The 17,490-nt window shown below is 65.0% G+C and carries 14 protein-coding genes and 1 pseudogene; 8 read left to right on the top strand and 7 right to left on the bottom strand.

Annotated elements, in window-relative coordinates:
- The first annotated feature begins 96 nt into the window (after nucleotides 1–96).
- A complete protein-coding gene (locus BGRAMDRAFT_RS08810) occupies nucleotides 97–342 on the top strand; it encodes a hypothetical protein (RefSeq protein ID WP_006048362.1) in 246 nt (81 codons plus the stop codon).
- 223 nt (nucleotides 343–565) lie between these two features.
- Here the strand turns inward: BGRAMDRAFT_RS08810 and BGRAMDRAFT_RS33580 are convergent, their stop codons facing one another.
- Nucleotides 566–718 (bottom strand): DUF3096 domain-containing protein, encoded by a 153-nt coding sequence (locus BGRAMDRAFT_RS33580; RefSeq protein WP_006048361.1) that lies wholly within the window; start codon nucleotides 716–718, stop codon nucleotides 566–568.
- A gap of 74 nt (nucleotides 719–792) precedes the next feature.
- Entirely contained in the window at nucleotides 793–1,020 is a 228-nt protein-coding gene (locus BGRAMDRAFT_RS34945; RefSeq protein ID WP_175130877.1) for a hypothetical protein, read from the bottom strand.
- On the opposite strand from BGRAMDRAFT_RS34945, the gene BGRAMDRAFT_RS08805 reads away from it, so the two are divergent.
- Nucleotides 960–2,252 (top strand): lactonase family protein, encoded by a 1,293-nt coding sequence (locus tag BGRAMDRAFT_RS08805; RefSeq protein WP_006048360.1) that lies wholly within the window; start codon nucleotides 960–962, stop codon nucleotides 2,250–2,252. The genes BGRAMDRAFT_RS34945 and BGRAMDRAFT_RS08805 overlap by 61 nt on opposite strands.
- A gap of 138 nt (nucleotides 2,253–2,390) precedes the next feature.
- On the opposite strand, the gene BGRAMDRAFT_RS36075 is transcribed toward BGRAMDRAFT_RS08805, so the two are convergent.
- The 3 genes and pseudogenes from BGRAMDRAFT_RS36075 to BGRAMDRAFT_RS08795 all read right to left on the bottom strand — a co-directional run bounded on the left by BGRAMDRAFT_RS36075 (nucleotide 2,391) and on the right by BGRAMDRAFT_RS08795 (nucleotide 7,627).
- A complete protein-coding gene (locus BGRAMDRAFT_RS36075; RefSeq protein ID WP_409372888.1) occupies nucleotides 2,391–2,615 on the bottom strand; it encodes a DNA translocase FtsK in 225 nt (74 codons plus the stop codon).
- Nucleotides 2,616–2,653: 38 nt separating this feature from the next.
- Nucleotides 2,654–6,908: pseudogene (locus tag BGRAMDRAFT_RS08800) on the bottom strand (FtsK/SpoIIIE family DNA translocase); the annotation flags it as partial.
- 170 nt (nucleotides 6,909–7,078) lie between these two features.
- On the bottom strand, nucleotides 7,079–7,627 hold the full coding sequence (locus BGRAMDRAFT_RS08795) for an META domain-containing protein (RefSeq protein WP_006048358.1): 549 nt from the start codon (nucleotides 7,625–7,627) through the stop codon (nucleotides 7,079–7,081).
- Nucleotides 7,628–7,879: 252 nt separating this feature from the next.
- Here BGRAMDRAFT_RS08795 and purT point away from each other — a divergent pair, with 252 nt between their 5' ends.
- From purT to BGRAMDRAFT_RS08765, 6 genes are all read left to right on the top strand, one after another.
- Complete coding sequence (gene purT / locus BGRAMDRAFT_RS08790; RefSeq protein ID WP_006048357.1) at nucleotides 7,880–9,103, top strand: formate-dependent phosphoribosylglycinamide formyltransferase; 1,224 nt, start codon at nucleotides 7,880–7,882, stop codon at nucleotides 9,101–9,103.
- 86 nt (nucleotides 9,104–9,189) lie between these two features.
- Nucleotides 9,190–9,438 carry a DUF6726 family protein gene (locus tag BGRAMDRAFT_RS08785; RefSeq protein ID WP_006048356.1) on the top strand — a complete coding sequence of 83 codons (249 nt, stop codon included), beginning with the start codon at nucleotides 9,190–9,192 and terminating at the stop codon, nucleotides 9,436–9,438.
- A gap of 22 nt (nucleotides 9,439–9,460) precedes the next feature.
- On the top strand, nucleotides 9,461–9,817 hold the full coding sequence (locus BGRAMDRAFT_RS08780; protein WP_006048355.1) for an MliC family protein: 357 nt from the start codon (nucleotides 9,461–9,463) through the stop codon (nucleotides 9,815–9,817).
- Between the two features lie 282 nt (nucleotides 9,818–10,099).
- Entirely contained in the window at nucleotides 10,100–11,752 is a 1,653-nt protein-coding gene (locus tag BGRAMDRAFT_RS08775) for an acetolactate synthase large subunit (protein ID WP_006048354.1), read from the top strand.
- Nucleotides 11,753–11,834: 82 nt separating this feature from the next.
- Nucleotides 11,835–13,271: an aldehyde dehydrogenase family protein gene (locus BGRAMDRAFT_RS08770; RefSeq protein ID WP_006048353.1), complete on the top strand. Its 1,437-nt coding sequence runs from the start codon at nucleotides 11,835–11,837 to the stop codon at nucleotides 13,269–13,271.
- Between the two features lie 510 nt (nucleotides 13,272–13,781).
- Nucleotides 13,782–15,263, top strand: coding sequence for a DEAD/DEAH box helicase (locus tag BGRAMDRAFT_RS08765; protein WP_006048352.1), 1,482 nt, complete (start codon nucleotides 13,782–13,784; stop codon nucleotides 15,261–15,263).
- A gap of 172 nt (nucleotides 15,264–15,435) precedes the next feature.
- Here BGRAMDRAFT_RS08765 and gluQRS read toward each other — a convergent pair whose 3' ends face one another.
- Both gluQRS and BGRAMDRAFT_RS08755 read right to left on the bottom strand, forming a co-directional pair.
- Entirely contained in the window at nucleotides 15,436–16,335 is a 900-nt protein-coding gene (gene gluQRS / locus BGRAMDRAFT_RS08760) for a tRNA glutamyl-Q(34) synthetase GluQRS (protein WP_006048351.1), read from the bottom strand.
- 74 nt (nucleotides 16,336–16,409) lie between these two features.
- The gene (locus tag BGRAMDRAFT_RS08755) at nucleotides 16,410–17,273 is read right to left on the bottom strand and encodes a sulfurtransferase (RefSeq protein ID WP_029969960.1); all 864 of its coding nucleotides are present in this window, start codon (nucleotides 17,271–17,273) and stop codon (nucleotides 16,410–16,412) included.
- Between the last annotated feature and the right edge of the window lie 217 nt (nucleotides 17,274–17,490).

Genomic DNA, 17,490 nt, shown 5'->3' with positions numbered 1-17,490 from the left:
CCTACAATCAGTAATCCAGCCGATGCCTAAAACTTTCGGGTTTGCGAAGCCGGCTTGCCCATCGCGCATGCACACGCCGTTTGGAGGACGAAAGCCATGCTGAATCCGTCAAAATCCGACTGCATCACGATTCTCTCCGCCGCGAGCCAACTCGCGGACGATTCCATGCTGCCACTCGATCATAGCCGCCTCGGTCTGAGCCGCAATGGCATGCAGACCGCCGCGAGCTTTCTGATCGAGCGCGCCTGCTTCCGGCGCTATCAGGAAGGTGACGGCCATTATGCCGTCGGCGCGTTGTCGCTGCAGGGGCGCTGGCGCCTCGAACAGCTTTCGAACGGCTGAGTCGCGTCTGCGACGCAGGTGTCGGCGTCCGGCTGCGGCCGGATGCGCTGTGCCGTTTGAACGCATGATATCTATCGCTTAGCGCGCGGCAATGAACGGTGCGGTAGCGCCGGCGCGCGTGCGTCTTCGCGCGCCGTTGCTCCCCCTACGGCATCCTTTCCCGCTGCATCCACGTCTCTTGCCAACGAGAAAAGCCGGGCCGTCCTGCGCCCGGCTTCTCCGGTCAGAAGTGCGACGAGCCCACGCCAAAAATACCAATGATCCCGATGATGATCAGATACAACGCGACGATGTAGTTCAACAGCCGCGGCATCACGAGAATCAGAATGCCGGCGATCAGCGAAACCAGCGGGCCCAGGCTCAATGTGATGTTCATGAAAACTCCGTAGTGTGGTGACACGCGATTAAAAACGTCCCCGAGAGGCAGGGCAATTGCTACCGAGGCAGTCGTCATGCCGCCGACGATTCGCCGCGGCGACACGGCAGGCCGCTTCGCTGCATGATCCGTTGCAACGCTTTTATACTTGCCCGACAAGAATAACGCTCGACTTCGGCGCGGCAGACCAGAGGCACGATGACAACCGCTTTACTCACATAACCCACGTAGAGGAGGTCGTATGCTTCTTCGTCACCGGGACGCTGTGCCTGCCGCGCCAGCTCCTGACCGGTATTCTTCACGACGCGTGCGCGCGTGGTCTCCCATGCACTCCGCCCGCTCGATCATAAAAGGTTTCGCGCTCATGGTCTCGATTGCCGCTTCGCCCGCGTTCGCGCAAGACGCCGGTTCGGGTGCCGGTTCCGCTCCCGCCGACGGCGTCTATAACCTGCTGGTCGGCACCTACACCGGCGGCAAGAGCGAAGGCTTGTACGTCTATCGCTTCGACACGAAGACGGGCGACGCCACACGCGTGTCCGTCGCGCAGACGGTGAACCCGTCGTACCTGGTGGTGAGCCGCGACCGCCGCTTCGTCTACGCCGTCAACGAGCTGCCGGGCGACAACGGACCGGCGAGCCAGCGCGGCGGCGTCAGCGCGTTTCGCTTCGACGCCGCGAGCGGCCAGTTGACCTTTCTCAACAAGGTTTCCGCCGATGGCAACGACCCGTGCTACCTGAGTCTCTCGCCGGACGGCAAATATCTGCTCGCCGCGAACTATTCGGTCGCGGCCGATCCGGGCGGCAGCTTCTCCGTTTTGCCGGTGCAGGCTGACGGGCAGCTCGGCGCGTCGGTGCTGACCGTGCATCATGAAGGCAGCGGTCCGGTCAAGGGGCGCCAGGACAACGCGCACGTGCACTCGACGGTGTTTTCTCCGGACGGGCACTATCTTTTCGCGCAGGATCTCGGCGCCGACAAGCTGTACTCGTACCGCTACACGGCCGACGGCAGCCGCGGTCTGTTCAGTCCGACCGACTGGCGCTACACGCAGGAGAAGCCGGGCACCGGCCCGCGGCACCTGGTTTTCGGCGCCGACGGCAAGCACGCGTACCTGACGAGCGAACTCGCCGCGACCGTCAGCACGTTCAATTACGCCGACGGCAAGCTCACGCAGGTCCAGACCATCTCGCTGACCGAGCCGGGCTTCAAGGGCGCGGTAGGCGCGGCCGCGATTCATCTGTCGCCGGACGGGCGCTTTCTCTACGCGACCAATCGCGGCGATGCGAACGAGATCGTGATCTTCTCCGTCGATCCGACGAATGGACATCTGAAGAAGATCGGGCGTCAATCGAGTCTCGGCAAGTCGCCGCGCGAGTTTGCAATTGATCCGACCGGCAAGTGGCTGATCGTCGGCAATCAGAACAGCGATACCGTCTATGTGTTCCGGCGCGACCAGCAGAGCGGTTTGCTGGAAGCGAATCCGAAGCGGATCGAGATCGGCTCGCCGGTGGACTTCAAGCTGGTGTCGCCGTCGTGAGGGAGGCGAGGCTGCAGGTTGAACGAACAGGGGCCGCTTCGAGCGGCCCCTGTTCGTGGCTGGTGGTTCATGCGGCGCCGCTAACCGGCGTCATGCACGCGCATGGCTGCTGCCGGCAATTTGCCGGCGGTCTGCGCGCTATTCCGCCGGCCCGGGCGCGAGCACTTCGCGGCTGCCGTTGATGCCCATCGCCGACACGAGCCCGGCCGTCTCCATCTGTTCGACAAGACGCGCCGCGCGGTTATAGCCGATGCGCAACTGCCGCTGTACCGACGAAATCGACGCGCGCCGCGTGCGCACCACGAACGCGACCGCTTCGTCGTAAAGCGGATCGGCTTCCGCATCCGGCGAGTCGCCGAACAGGTCCTGCGCCGCGCCGCCGTCGGTCGCGGGGCCGTCGAGAATGCCTTCCTCGTATTGCGGCTCGCCGAACTGCTTCAGATACTCGACGATCGCATGCACTTCCTCGTCGGCGACGAACGCGCCGTGCACGCGCTGCGGATAGCCCGTGCCCGGCGGCAGGAACAGCATGTCGCCCTGGCCGAGCAGCGACTCCGCGCCCATCTGGTCGAGAATCGTGCGCGAGTCGATCTTCGACGACACCTGGAACGCGACGCGCGTCGGAATATTCGCCTTGATGAGTCCGGTGATGACGTCCACGGACGGCCGCTGCGTCGCCAGAATCAGATGGATGCCGGCGGCGCGCGCCTTCTGCGCGAGCCGCGCGATCAGTTCCTCGATCTTCTTGCCCGCCACCATCATGAGGTCCGCAAGCTCGTCGATCACGACGACGATCAGCGGCAGCGGCGCGAGCGGCTCGGGCGCTTCGGGCGTCAGCGAAAACGGATTGCCGAGCTTCTTGCCTTTCGCTTCGGTGTCGCGAATTTTCTGATTGAAGCCAGGGAGATTTCTCACGCCGACTGCGGACATTAGCCGATAACGCTTCTCCATTTCGCCGACGCACCAGTTCAGCGCATTGGCGGCGAGCTTCATGTCGGTGACGACGGGCGCGAGCAGATGCGGAATGCCTTCGTAGACCGACAGCTCGAGCATCTTCGGGTCGATCATGATGAGGCGCACTTCCTCGGGCGTCGCCTTGAAGAGCAGCGAGCAGATCATCGCGTTGATCGCGACCGACTTGCCCGAACCCGTCGTGCCCGCGACCAGCATGTGCGGCGCTTTCGCGAGATCGGCGACGACCGGATGGCCGGTGATGTCCTTGCCCATCGCGAGCGTCAGTTGCGAGTGCGAATTCTGATAGACGCTCGCTTCGAGAATCTCGGACAGGCGGATCGTCTGGCGCTTCGCGTTCGGCAACTCGAGCCCCATGCAGGTCTTGCCGGGAATCGTTTCGACGACGCGGATCGACGTGAGCCCCAGACCGCGCGACAGGTCCTTCATCAGACCGACGATCTGGCTGCCGCGCACGCCGAGCGCAGGTTCCACTTCGAAGCGCGTAATCACGGGACCGGCCGATGCGCCGACCACCGTGACCGGCACCTTGAATTCCTGCAGTCGTTGCTCGATCAGTAGGCCCGTCTCGATGAGCTTTTCCTCGGAGACCGGTTCGATGTGGGTGTCCGCGGGCGCGAGCAGGTCGAGCGTGGGCAGTTCGACCATCGACGCAGCCGGCGCGTGGAATTCAAAGCCGTTGGTTGGACCGTGGCCGCGCAGGGGCGTGCGTTGGGGTTCGGTGGTTGGCTGGGCCGGCGCTTGAGTCTGCGATGCGGAGAGGCTCGGGTTTTGGGGCGGCGTCGGCTGGAATTCGGTGTTCGCTTGAGCTTGAGCCTGAGCGTGAGCGTGAGCCTGAGCGGACGATGCCAAGAGGCCCGGATTTTGGGCGGGCGTCGGCTCGCGCTCAGCGTTCGCTTGAGCGAGCGGTGCCAAGAGGCCATGACTTTGGCCAGGCGTCGGCTGAACGAGTGCAGCGGGCGGCGGCGCAGTGAAGCTATTGTGCTGGACCGGCGCGGCGTGCGTCGGTGCATGTGCCTCCGTCTGCGCTTGCATCGGCGTCGCGAGACCCGGGAAGCGCACGACGTTTGATGATGTCGGCGGTGCGATGGTTTGCTCGGGCGCGGCGGCGAGCTCGGCTACTTGCGGGCTGTCGACATCAGCGAGCCTCGGTTCGACGTGCGAGAGAGCAGGGGACGCGAGCGCGTCGCTATCGGCCGACGACGGCGACGTGGCTGCGCCTGCCGCTGCGTCTTTGCTTGCACTTGCACTTGCACTTGCAGCGTGCGGCGTCCACGAACCGTTGTCAGATGCGATGAACCGCGCGTCGTCCGCGGGCGGCGCAGCAGGTAGTTCGCGTTGCGGATCGCGGTCCGGGTTCGTGTCGGGGTTGGTGTCCGTGCTCGCGTTTGCGCTTGCTATACCGCGCGTGTCTTCTTGCGCGTCCTCTTCCCGTTCTTCCGTCGATGAACGTGCTTCATGTTCCCACGGCGGCGTCTGCGACGGCGCATCCGTTTGCTGCAACCGGCTCGCGAAGATTCCGAACGGCGTGCGAGCAAGCGGCGGGGCGACGTGCGTCGTTGGCGCAACCGGCGGGGCGACCGTCGATGCAAAAGCAGATGACGGTTCAGCCACTGCTGTCCGCGCGGGCGCTTCTGCTGCGGGCTGTGTCGCTGGCGTGATAGACGCTGCCTGCTGCAACGCGGGCGCGGAAGGTACAGCTTGGTCGGTCAGTGCGCCAGCCGGTGTCTGAATGACAGGCGGTTCGATCGGCCATTGCACGACTGGCTCGGGGCTGGCCGCAGCAGAGGGCTGCGTTTCAGTCCACGGCGCGCGAGTCGGCGTTTCGACAGCCGTTTTCAGCGACGTTTCTACGGGCGTTGCCGACGGAGATTGAACGGTCGGCGCGATAGAAGCGTCTTCGACACTGCGATCGGACTGCTGATGCGACGCATCGCTCGTTGAGGATGCGGATTCCGCAGCGTCGCGCGAAAGGGCGTGCGCGTCAGAGAACGGCGCGTCGACTCGCGCACGTCCCAAAGCGGCGTCGACTTCGACGCATGGTGAACCAGCGTCGACTCCGGTGCGTGCCAAAGTGGCATCGACTCCGTTGCTTTGTGAATCGGCCGCGGCTCCGCCACCTACCAAACCGGCATCGACGCTGGTGCCTCGTGAAGCAGCCTCGACTCCGGCGCGTGCCAAAGTGGCTTCGACTCCGCTGCCCTGTGAATCTGCAGCAGCTCCGCTACCTCCCAAAGCGACTCCGCCGCCCCCCGAAGCCGCCTCGCTCGCCCCGCCCACCAAACCCGCGCCCGCCAGCCCCTTCGACGCAACGTTCACACCCGCGATTTTCGCGCCTTCCGCGCCGCTACTGCGCGCGAGGCTGACGCCGGCCATATCCGTCCAACGTGCGGCGTTTTCCGCGATGCTGCGCAGCGTCTCCTGGACGCTGGCGGGCGGCGTGACTTTTTCAGCGGCGGCCATCGGCCTCGTAAAGGCCGGCGCCGTCGATGACGGACGGCGCATGCCCGAGGCCGTCGCGGCATCCTCCACGCGCGCAGCCGACGACAACCCCTGCGCCGGCGATACCGCGCGATTGAGCGGCGCGGTAGTTCGGTTCGCTAGCGGACGTGCAGTGACGTCCACGCTAGCCGGCGTCGCGCCGGCTGCTGTTCCCGCGCGGGCGGCAAGGCCCGACGCGCCGTAGGCGGCAGTCGCGCCCGCACCTGAACCTGAAACACCAGCGGCGGCTCCGCTAAGCAACGATCCACCGCTTGCAGGCTCGCGAGCCGCGCGGCCAACGGCCACCGACGCAGCCCCACCGACGCCACCAACACCACCAACACCACCGACGCCACCAACACCACCAACGCCGACCTTCGCACCCGCCCCCGACCGCGGACTCCCTTCCCGCAACCACCCAGCCGGCGCAACCGGCTCAGCCGGCGACCAACCCGATTTCCCAGCACCGGACGCAGACACCGGCGTCTGCCCCGAAGCCTGCCGAGCGGGCATCGCGCTACCAGTCCGCAACACCGGCTCAACTGGCGCAACCTGGCCGCGCGTCACACCTTGCCCGCCACGCCACCCTTGCGCAGCCGCGCGCGCTCCCGCGTCCCGGCCAGCAGCCGGTCCAGCCGCCACCGAACCCGCACCGCCGACAGCCGCACCACCCGCAGCTCGTCCCTTGACAGGCGGCCGCCACACGGTCGGCCGCGCGTAGCGCCCCTTGCTTTTTGGCGCCATCGTGTTCATCGAACTGGAGATGTGCGGCGGCGCACCGTCGTCGAGCGCGCGATGGCGGCGCGCTTCGTCGTCGCGTTTCGCGAGACCGCGCGACGCGAGGCCGAGGCCGAACGCGCCGTCCGCCCACGCGAGGAACTCGCGCCAGTGAAAGCCGATCAGCCACGGCAGGCTCACGACCAACAGCGCGAGCGCCGCGAGCGGCGTGCCGATATGCCCGAGCAGATGGCCGAAGCCCGCCGCGAGCGCGTGACCGATCGCGTTCATACCGGCCGCGCCGATCAGCGACGCCTCGAGCGTGCAGCTCGCCACCATCGCCGAGACGAAGCCGAGCCATAGCCGGATCGTGCCGGGGCCGCGCAAGCCCGCGCCGCCCGGCAACATCGACTTGATGAGCCGCCAGATGAGAGGAATGAACCAGACGGCCGACCCGCCGAACCAGCCGAAAACTACCGTGTGCATACTAGACATCGACGAATGACGGATTGGCAAAAACGCAATCCGTCGAGTTTAAACCGGCGAAGCGCAACGCTTCGAAGGCGGACGCAAGTATGCCTGCGTCCTCGTGCAAAGCGGGCGGCGCGCCGGACAACTCGAACTCACGCGCCGTTCGCTTCGCCACTATTTCCCGCTTATTTGTCACTACTGCCGCTGCGCTCGAACACCAGCGTATCGCCGTTGTCGAGCACGAGCTGCATCTGCTGCGGCGCGCGCATCTGCACGCCGGTTCGCGCGATATGCGTGAGCGCGTTCAGATAAGTGCTTTCGATCTGTCCGCCCGGCGTCGCGCAGGCCATGCGCGTGCCGCCGAGTGTGCCGAACGAGAGCTTGCCGTCCTTCAGCGCGTACGAGCCCATATAGCGGTTACAGCCGGAAAAGCCGCTCGCGTGCCGCTGGCCTCCGGCGGTCGAAAGCGTCAGCGTGATCGGCGTGCCGAGGTTCGCGAACGGAACCGTGCGCGCCGTGCCGTCCGACTGCTTCCATGCAGTGAGCGTCCAGCTCGTGTCATCGAGCAATTGCGTCGCGGCGGGGTTGAACGGATCAGGCGCGGCTGCTTCCGAATCCGGATGTTTCGGAATCGCGCATGCGCCGAGCAGCGCCGCGACGCTCAACGCGGCGAGGGCCGTGCGCGCGTAAGGGGCGATGCGCGCAAGACGTCGCGTGGACAAGCGTGGTTGCATGGCGTCGTTCCTCTTCAAACTGGCAAAGGCGTAAGGGTAACGCACTCGGCGCGCGGCGCGCTCGTGGACATTGGCGCGAACTGACTAGGCGCTGCCTGCGTGCGCCGCGCCGTGCGGCGTCATGTAGCGACCCGTTGCGCTTCGCGTGCGGATTAAAACCGGGCGCCGCGAGCAAGCCGCGGCGAGGGGTCCGCATGTTAACATCGTGTTCCACCCAATCCCACCCTCATCCGACTTTTATCTGGAGACCTCATGCAGATCGGCCAACGGATCGGCACGCCCCTTTCTGAATCCGCCACGCGCGTCATGCTGCTCGGCGCGGGCGAACTCGGCAAGGAGGTGATCATCGCGCTGCAACGGCTGGGCGTCGAAGTGATCGCCGTCGACCGTTATCCGAATGCGCCGGGGCATCAGGTCGCGCACCGCTCGCATGTGATCGACATGACCGACCGCGCCGCGCTGCGCGCACTTGTCGAACAGGAGCGTCCGCATCTGATCGTGCCGGAAATCGAGGCGATCGCGACAGACGCGCTGGCCGCAGTCGAAAGCGACGGCATCGCCGAAGTGATCCCGACCGCGCGCGCCACGCAACTCACGATGAACCGCGAAGGCATCCGGCGCCTCGCCGCCGAGGAACTGGGCTTGCCGACCTCGCCGTATGCATTCGCCGATTCGCTCGATGAACTGCGCGCGGGCATCGCAAAAGTGGGCTATCCGTGCGTGGTGAAGCCGGTCATGTCGTCGTCGGGTAAAGGGCAGTCGGTACTGCGCAGCGACGCGGACGTCGAACCGGCCTGGCAATACGCGATGGCCGGCGGCCGCGTGAATCATGGGCGCGTGATCGTCGAAGGCTTTATCGACTTCGAGTACGAGATCACGCAGTTGACGGTGCGCGCGGTCGATCCGTCGAACGGTGAGGTCGCCACGTATTTCTGCGATCCGATCGGCCATGTGCAGGTCGCGGGCGATTACGTCGAATCGTGGCAGCCGCAGCCGATGAGCCCGCTCGCGCTCGAGCGTTCGCGCGAAGTCGCGCACAAGGTCACGGCCGCGCTCGGCGGGCGGGGACTCTTCGGCGTGGAACTTTTCGTGCGCGGCGATGACGTATGGTTCTCGGAAGTCAGTCCGCGTCCGCACGACACAGGCCTCGTCACGTTGTGCTCGCAACGCTTTTCGGAATTCGAACTGCACGCGCGCGCGATTCTCGGTTTGCCGGTGGACACGTCGTTGCGTGCGCCGGGTGCGTCGGCCGTGATTTACGGCGGACTCGACGAGGCCGGCATTGCATTCGAAGGCGTCGCCGCCGCGCTTGCCGTGCCGAATGCGGACTTGCGTCTCTTCGGCAAGCCGGAGAGTTTCGTCAAGCGCCGCATGGGCGTTGCGCTCGCGACCGGCGAGAACATCGGCGAAGCACGCTCGCGTGCGAAAGAGGCGGCGGCGGCGGTGCGTCCGGTGTCGGCGAAATCCGCGCGATGATGTGCGCCGGGCTTATGTCCGCAAAGCTGGTGTGAATGATCCGAGCCCATCGAACGAATCGCGGGTTCATTGAAGTCGAGGTAGGTATGTCGCAGGAATCCCCGCAGCAATCCAGTTACGAAGCGGCGCGCGTGGCAACGCGGCGCACCGCGGCCGGCTCTGTCCGCACGCTTGGCTCTCTCGGCGTGCTGTTCGCGCTGTGCGCCGGATTGACGGGCTGCGGACTCGCGGCCGCGCCGTGCCGCATTGCGTCGGCGGGGCTGAAGATCGTGCCGGTGGTCGGACACGTAGCCGCCGCACCGACCGACGCCTGCGCCGATGTCATCGACCCTTGATCCGCAACGACCGGGGCATCCAATGAAAAAAACGCTGCTTGCAGTGAGCCTCGCGGCGATCTGCGGCTATACGTTCGCCGCGCCCTCGCAGCTCGACGAGGTTCAGGCCAAAAGCCGCCAGACGCGCAAATACACGTGCGCGACCGGCAAGATTCTGCACGTCACTTACTGGAACACGGCCAATGGCCAGAGCTTCGCGCTCGTGCCGGTGAAGGGCAAGCAACTGCTGTTCGTCAACACGATAGCGGCGTCGGGCGTGAAATATCAGGCCGGCAGCTATACGTGGTGGACCAAGGGCCCGCGCGCCGATCTCTACGACGTCATGGCCGGCGACGACGCAACGCCGGTTTTGTCCGACTGTATTACGCTCAATCGCTGAGCTTAGGGTGAGCTTCGACCGAACGCGCCCGCTCGACATCATCGAGCGGCGCGTCGAAGCCGCCTGTTTCTTTCTTCAGCCACGCAGCATTGCCAGCGTGCGCGCATCATTTCCCCCTGAGTAGTAAGCTGTCCGGCGTGACCTTCGGCGCGTCGCCGCGACGGTTGCTGTCGTCGCGATCATCACCGTCTTTTACAGTCGCCCCGAGTCTCCGAAAGTCCGTTTCCGCTCACCCACGGCCCGGCTTCACGTCCGCGTCCGTACCATCAAGCGAGACCCTCCATGAAAGCATCGGACCTGTTCGTCAAATCGCTGGAAGCCGAAGGTGTCGAGTACGTGTTCGGCATCCCCGGTGAAGAGAATCTCGATCTTCTAGAATCGCTGCGCCGCTCGAAAATCCGCTTGATCCTGACACGTCACGAACAGGCGGCGGGCTTCATGGCCGCGACCTATGGACGCCTGACGGGCCGCACCGGCGTCTGTCTCGCGACGCTCGGCCCCGGCGCCACCAACTTCGTGACCGCGGCCGCCTACGCGCAACTGGGCGGCATGCCGATGCTGATGGTCACCGGCCAGAAGCCGATCAAGTCGAGCAAGCAGGGCCATTTTCAGATCGTCGACGTCGTGCGGATGATGGAGCCGCTCACCAAATACACGCGTCAGATCGTGTCGATCGCGAATATTCCGGCGGCCGTGCGCGAAGCCGTCCGGCAGGCGGAAGAAGAACGCCCCGGCGCCACGCATCTCGAACTGCCCGAGGACGTCGCGCATGAGGAAGGCGACGGCAAGCCGATTCCGAAGAGCTACAGCCGGCGTCCGGTCGCGGAGGAAAAAGCGGTCGCGCGCGCGGTCGAGGCGATCACGAAAGCGAAGCATCCGTTGCTGATGATCGGCGCGGGCGGCAATCGCAAGACCACGACGAAGATGCTGCGCGAATTCGTCGACCAGACCGGCATTCCGTTTTTCACGACGCAGATGGGCAAGGGCGTGATCGACGAATCGCATCCGATGTGGCTCGGCAACGCGACCTTGTCCGATGGCGACTTCGTGCATCGCGCGATCGATCACGCCGACTGCATCATCAACGTCGGGCATGACGTGATCGAGAAGCCGCCGTTCTTCATGCGCAGCGGCGAGGCCGGCGAGAAAACGGTGATTCACGTGAACTTCCTCGGCGCGGAAGTGGACACGGTGTACTTCCCGCAGATCGAGGTGGTCGGCGACATCGCCAACGCGGTGTGGCAACTGAAGGAAAGCCTCAAGGAGCGTCAGGAGCATTGGGACTTCACGCGCTTCAAGGAGATCAAGGACCATTTCGAGGCGCATCTGGTGAAAGGCCAGCACGACGACCGCTTTCCGATGTATCCGGTGCGCGTGGTCAACGACGTGTACGAGACCACGCCGGTGGACGGCATCGTGTGTCTGGACAACGGCATGTACAAGATCTGGTTCGCGCGCTATTACCGCGCGCACGAACCGAATTCGCTGTTGCTCGATAACGCGCTGGCCTCGATGGGCGCGGGCTTGCCGTCGGCCATCGCCACCAAGATCGTGCATCCGGAGCGCAAGGTCATGGCCGTGTGCGGCGACGGCGGCTTCATGATGAACTCACAGGAACTCGAAACGGCGGTGCGTCTGAAGCTCGATCTTGTGATCCTGATCTTGCGCGACGACGCGTTCGGCATGATCCGCTGGAAGCAGGAGAACATGAACTTCCCCGACTACGGCATGACGCTGGCGAATCCGGACTTCGTCGCGTATGCGCAGAGCTATGGCGCAAAGGGGCATCGCATTGAATCGGCGGAGCAGTTCGCGCCCTTGCTGCGCGAGTGTTTCGCGACGCCGGGCGTGCATGTGATCGACCTGCCCATTGACTATTCGGATAACGAGCGCGTGCTGAACCGCGAGATCAAGCGGCTGTCCGCGCAATTGTGAGCGGCGCGGGCTCGGGCTCGTGCTCGTGCTCGTGCAAGAAGGCCCGAGTTGCCGCTGTCATCTATCGGAAGGAGAACGCGTGATGTTGAACAAGACCTACCCGTACTACCTCGCGAACGAAGCGGTGGCTGCGAATACGGATCTCGAAGTCACCGACAAATTCAGCGGCGAAGTCGCGACGCGCGTCGCGATGGCCGATGCGGCCGCGATCGACAAGGCGATCGGCTTCGCGGTCGATGCAATGCCCGCACTGCGCGCGTTCCCGCCGTTCAAGCGCCAGGCGGTGCTGGAACATTGCGTGAAGCGCTTTCGCGAACGTTACGACGAACTCGCGCTCGCGCTGTGCATCGAGGCGGGCAAGCCGATCAACGATTCGAAGGGCGAAGTCACGCGGCTAATCGACACGTTCAAGGTCGCGGCCGAGGAAGCCGTGCGCATCGACGGCGAGATCGTGAATCTGCAGATTTCGCCGCGCGCGAACGGCTATCACGGCTATGTAAAGCGCGTGCCGATCGGCCCGTGCTCGTTTATCTCGCCGTTTAATTTTCCGCTGAATCTGACCGCGCACAAGGTCGCGCCGGCCATCGCCGCGGGCGTGCCGTTCGTGCTGAAGCCGGCAAGCCGCACGCCGGTCGGCGCGCTGATCATGGGTGAGATTCTTGCGGAAACGGACCTGCCGAAGGGCGCGTTCTCGATTCTTCCCGCGCATCGCGACGGCGCCGATCTCTTCACCACCGACGAACGCTTCAAGCTGCTGTCGTTCACCGGCTCGCCGGCGGTGGGCTGGGATCTGAAGAAAAAGGCCGGCAAGAAGAAGGTGATTCTCGAACTGGGCGGCAACGCAGCCGCGATCGTCGACGGCGATCAGGGCGGCAAGCTCGACTACGTGGTCGACCGGCTCGCGTTCGGCGCGTTCTATCAGTCGGGGCAAAGCTGTATCGGCGTGCAGCGCATTCTCGTGCACGCGAGCCTCTACGATGCGCTGCGCGAAAAGCTGATTGCCAAAACCAAGTCGCTGGTGATGGGCGATCCGAAGGACGAAAAGACCTTCGTCGGGCCGATGATCTCCGAATCGGAATCGAAGCGCCTCGCCGGCTGGATGGAAAGCGCGGTGCAGGCGGGAGCGAAAATCGTCGCGGGCGGAAAGGTGGAAGGCGCGATGTTCGAGGCGACGCTGCTCGAAGGCGTGAAGCGCGACACCGACCTGTATCGCAAGGAAGCGTTCGGGCCGGTCGCCATTCTGGAGCGTTTCGACGATTTCGGCGCGGCGCTCGCGACCGTCAACGACAGCGACTTCGGCCTGCAGGCGGGCGTCTTCACCGATTCGCTCGCGCACGCGCACCGCGCGTGGGACGAACTGGAAGTGGGCGGCGTCGTGATCAACGACGTGCCGTCGTTCCGCGTCGACAACATGCCTTATGGCGGCGTGAAGGACTCGGGGCTCGGGCGCGAGGGCGTGCGTTACGCGATCGAGGACATGACGGAACTGCGTCTGATGGTGATGCGCGAGACGTGGTGAGGCATAAGAGTTGGCGAAGCATGAGAGTTGGCGAGGCGGCCAGATTCACGGCGGCGCGCGCAGCGGCAATGCACGCGATTGCCTGTAGCGGCCGCAAAATGGGCCGAATAGCGGCGGGCAAGGTGTTGCTCGACGCTGCGTCTGCCGGGACCTGCTGCGACGACAGCAGCACGGTCCCGCAAAACCGCTTTTCCGCTCTGTCATGCGACTGTCGTTTCAACGCACTACGCTCGCCGGGCGAGGCGCACGGCGGCGCGCGCCGGGATGCGGCGCCGTGCCTTTGCCGCACAAGCAGAAAGCCGCCGCATGCGCCATGAGTGTTTTTGCTGAAGTGCTACAATACCGGCCTTTCCGGCGGGTATTTCCGCCGGCCGGAGCCGGCCGCATCCTTTCCCGCAATAGCGACGGGTCCCGTGCGGAACGCCGTGGCTCCGCCTTCATCCTGATGCCTTCTGCGGTTCCGACCGCTGCCGCGCGCACGCGCCAAGCGCATTTTTAGCGAAAGCCACCATGTCCGACACAGCCGTCACGCCCAGCACTGCGACTTTTGACCAATTCGGTCTCGCGCCCGACATCCTGAAAGCAGTCAAGGAATCGGGCTACACCACGCCCACGCCGATTCAGGCGCAGGCCATTCCTGTCGTGCTGGCAGGCCGCGACGTCATGGGCGCCGCGCAAACCGGCACCGGCAAGACCGCGAGTTTTTCGCTGCCGATCATCCAGCGCCTGTTGCCGCAGGCAAGCACGAGCGCGTCGCCCGCGCGCCATCCGGTGCGCGCGCTGATCCTCACGCCGACCCGCGAACTGGCCGACCAGGTTGCCGCGAACGTCCAGTCGTATGCGAAGCACACGGCGCTGCGCAGCGCCGTGGTGTTCGGCGGCGTGGACATGAACCCGCAGTCCGAGCAGTTGCGCCGCGGCGTCGAAATTCTGATCGCCACGCCGGGCCGTCTGCTCGATCACGTGCAGCAGAAAACCGCCAATCTGGGTCAGGTGCAGATCCTCGTGCTCGACGAAGCCGACCGGATGCTCGACATGGGCTTCCTGCCGGACTTGCAGCGCATTCTGAATCTGCTGCCGAAAGAGCGTCAGACGCTGCTGTTTTCGGCCACATTCTCCGGCGAAATCAAGAAGCTCGCGGCCACGTATCTGCGCGATCCGCAAACCATCGAAGTCGCGCGCAGCAACTCGACGGCGACCAATGTCACGCAGATCGTCTATGAAGTGGCCGAGGGCGACAAGACCGGCGCCGTCGTCCAGTTGATCCGCGAGCGCAGCCTCAAGCAGGTGATCGTGTTCTGCAACAGCAAGATCGGCGCGAGCCGTCTTGCGCGCAGCCTGGAGCGCGACGGCGTCGTCGCGACCGCGATTCACGGCGACCGAACGCAGAACGAGCGTATGCAGGCGCTCGACGCGTTCAAGCGCGGCGAGATCGAGGCGCTGGTCGCAACGGACGTCGCCGCGCGCGGTCTCGATATCGCCGAATTGCCGGCCGTGATCAACTTCGACTTGCCGTTCAACGCGGAAGACTATGTGCACCGTATCGGCCGCACGGGCCGCGCGGGCGCTTCCGGCGACGCGTTGTCGCTGTGCAGCCCGAACGAGCGCAAGCAACTGGCGGACATCGAGAAGCTCATCAAGCGTCCGCTCGAGGTACTGCGTCTGACCGTGGACACGCCTGTGCGTCATCATCACGAAGAGCGCGCGCCGCGCCGTGAGCGCAGCGAAGGTCGCGAGGGCCGTGAGGGTCGTGAAGAGCGGGGCGCTCGCCGCCGTTCGGGTGCGCCGTCGGGTTCGTACGACCGGCCGCATCATCACCGCGCGCAGCCCGTGGACGATTTTTTCCTGAAGCCTTACGAGCCGTCGCCCGCTTCGGTTCGCAAGGTGGAAGAGGCCGAGGCCGCAGGGTCCGCGCCGCAGAAGCCGTCTTCGAAGCAGCCGCTCGCGGCGTTGCTGGGCGGGTTTGGCATGCCGCGGAAGTCGTCGTCGTAAGGTTGGTTGTTGCGGGCTCGTCGTGCGGGCTCGCCAGCTAGTTGACGCTGTTGCGGTGCTTCCCGTTTTGTCCGGGCCGCGGCTCCCCGTCAAGACTTCGCGCGAAGCCGTTTCGACCGCCGCGCACGCATTGCCAGGCGCGTTAGTTGGCCGTGACACGGCCAAGCGCATATCACACCGCCAAGCGCATTTTCTTCGACCATGCCGCAGTAGCTGCGGCGTAAAAATCATCCAGCGTGGCGTGCACTGAGCCGCTCGCGCCGCCATCCGCCAGATTCAATCCCAGGTGCGTTGCCGCCGCATTCAGCGCTTCGAGCGGCTTGTCGCAGTCGAGCGCGGTCGCTCCGTTCTGCTTGCTCAGCTTTTCACCGTGCTCGTTCGTCACTACCGGTACATGCAGGTAGCGGGGCGTCGGCACGCCGAGGCATTGCTGAAGGTAAATCTGCCGCGCCGTGGAATCCATCAGATCCGCGCCTCGCACAATGTGCGTGATGCCCGCGTCGGCGTCGTCGACAACCACGGCCAGTTGATACGCCCACTGGTCGTCCGCGCGTCTCAGCACGAAATCGCCCACTTCAGTGGCGAGATTCTGCGTCTGCTTGCCCTGCCAGCGATCTTCGAATGTGATGACAGCCGCGTCGCCGTCCGGCACGCGCAGCCGCCACGCGCGCGCCGGCTTGCCGTGCAGGCCGTTGCGGCACGTGCCGGGATAGGCGAGCGTCGTGTTGCGCGCATGCGCATGCAGCAGCGAGTCGGCGATTTCCTTGCGCGTACAGCCGCACGGATAGACGAAGCCGTCCGCCTTCAACTGTTCCAGCGCTTGGCTGTAACGCGCCATGCGGGTGCTTTGCCAGACGGGCGGCTCGTCGGTGCGCATGCCGAAGCGCTCGAGTGTGGCGAGAATGTCCTGCGCGGAGCCCGGCACCGTGCGCGGGCCGTCAATATCTTCGACGCGAAGGAGCCATGCGCCGCGATGCGCGCGCGCGTCGAGCCAGCTTGCGAGCGCGCTCACCAGCGAGCCGAAGTGCAGTGGTCCGGTAGGCGAGGGCGCGAAGCGTCCGCGATAGGTCATGAATCGATGCGTTGGAGATTGATTCCGTGCGCGGTGAGAAGCGGCCGGCGAAAAACGCCGCCGCGCCAAGCCGCCTAAGCCGCGCGAGCCGCCTTGCTATCCGGATGGCAGTGCGGACACGTCTTGCCCGCCACATACATCGGCGATTTCTGCTCTTCGGGCGTCACCACCGCACGGCAGCCGAAGCACTGCGCAGTCGCGGTCGGCTCGAGCTGCGGATTAAGGGCCGTGCGGTAATCGAACACGAAGCAGTCGCCGTGATAATGCGCGCCGCCCACTTCCTCGAAATATTTGAGGATGCCGCCTTCGAGCTGATACACGTGCTCGATGCCGACCTCTTTCATATGGATCGCGGCCTTCTCGCAGCGAATGCCGCCCGTGCAGAACGACACGACCGTCTTGCCTTCCAGGTCCGCGCGATTCTGCTCGATCACTTCCGGGAATTCGCTGAACTTGGTGATGCGATAGTCGAGCGCATTGTCGAATGTGCCGACATCCACTTCGAAGGCGTTACGCGTGTCGAGCATGACGACGGGACGGCCCTGGTCGTCGTGACCGCGGTCGAGCCATGTCTTCAGCGTGGAGGCGTCGACGAATGGCGCGCGGCCGAGTTCCGGGCGAATGGCCGGCTTCTTCATCGTGATGATTTCGCGCTTGAGCTTGACGAGCATGCGCGTGAACGGCTGCTTGTCCGACAGACTTTCCTTGAACTGCAGGTTCGCGAACTTGCCTTCGAACAGCGGATCGTGACGGATGTAGTCGATAAAGGCGTCCGTGTTCTCGCGCGTGCCCGCGACGAACAGGTTGATGCCTTCGGGCGCGAGCAGAATAGTGCCGCGCAAGCCGAGCGCATTGCAGCGCTCGGTGACGTGCGGACGCCAGGCGGCGGTGTCTTCGATGGTCGCGAAATGATACGCGGCGAGATTGACGATACTCATGGGTGTCCAGCGGTAATAAGTGGCGGCGTGGGGCCAGGCGGGCGCGCGGTGCGACCGCGGGCGGCGCGCATGCCTCGCGAGCCCGAAAGCCTGTTGGATGCACTCGAACGCGTCAGAGCGTTTGAATGCCTTGCGCCGCAGCCACGTCGGATAGGCGAAACCCATATTATCCCTCAAGCCGGCGCTTTCCCCGATTCGGCCAAACGGCCAGCCGCTT

Origin of the sequence: Paraburkholderia graminis C4D1M (genome assembly GCF_000172415.1) — a bacterium.
In the GTDB taxonomy this organism is placed as follows: domain Bacteria; phylum Pseudomonadota; class Gammaproteobacteria; order Burkholderiales; family Burkholderiaceae; genus Paraburkholderia; species Paraburkholderia graminis.
Note: the sequence above shows the minus strand (reverse complement) of the source record. Positions and strands in the feature narration are given on the sequence as shown.

Bases quoted from the DNA above. Each gene is read 5' to 3' on its own strand.
- BGRAMDRAFT_RS08810 (WP_006048362.1), top strand. From the start codon at position 97: ATGCTGAATCCGTCAAAATCCGACTGCATCACGATTCTCTCCGCCGCG.
- BGRAMDRAFT_RS33580 (WP_006048361.1), bottom strand. From the start codon at position 718: ATGAACATCACATTGAGCCTGGGCCCGCTGGTTTCGCTGATCGCCGGC.
- BGRAMDRAFT_RS08805 (WP_006048360.1), top strand. From the start codon at position 960: ATGCTTCTTCGTCACCGGGACGCTGTGCCTGCCGCGCCAGCTCCTGAC.
- BGRAMDRAFT_RS08795 (WP_006048358.1), bottom strand. From the start codon at position 7,627: ATGCAACCACGCTTGTCCACGCGACGTCTTGCGCGCATCGCCCCTTAC.
- purT (WP_006048357.1), top strand. From the start codon at position 7,880: ATGCAGATCGGCCAACGGATCGGCACGCCCCTTTCTGAATCCGCCACG.
- BGRAMDRAFT_RS08785 (WP_006048356.1), top strand. From the start codon at position 9,190: ATGTCGCAGGAATCCCCGCAGCAATCCAGTTACGAAGCGGCGCGCGTG.
- BGRAMDRAFT_RS08780 (WP_006048355.1), top strand. From the start codon at position 9,461: ATGAAAAAAACGCTGCTTGCAGTGAGCCTCGCGGCGATCTGCGGCTAT.
- BGRAMDRAFT_RS08775 (WP_006048354.1), top strand. From the start codon at position 10,100: ATGAAAGCATCGGACCTGTTCGTCAAATCGCTGGAAGCCGAAGGTGTC.
- BGRAMDRAFT_RS08770 (WP_006048353.1), top strand. From the start codon at position 11,835: ATGTTGAACAAGACCTACCCGTACTACCTCGCGAACGAAGCGGTGGCT.
- BGRAMDRAFT_RS08765 (WP_006048352.1), top strand. From the start codon at position 13,782: ATGTCCGACACAGCCGTCACGCCCAGCACTGCGACTTTTGACCAATTC.
- gluQRS (WP_006048351.1), bottom strand. From the start codon at position 16,335: ATGACCTATCGCGGACGCTTCGCGCCCTCGCCTACCGGACCACTGCAC.
- BGRAMDRAFT_RS08755 (WP_029969960.1), bottom strand. From the start codon at position 17,273: ATGAGTATCGTCAATCTCGCCGCGTATCATTTCGCGACCATCGAAGAC.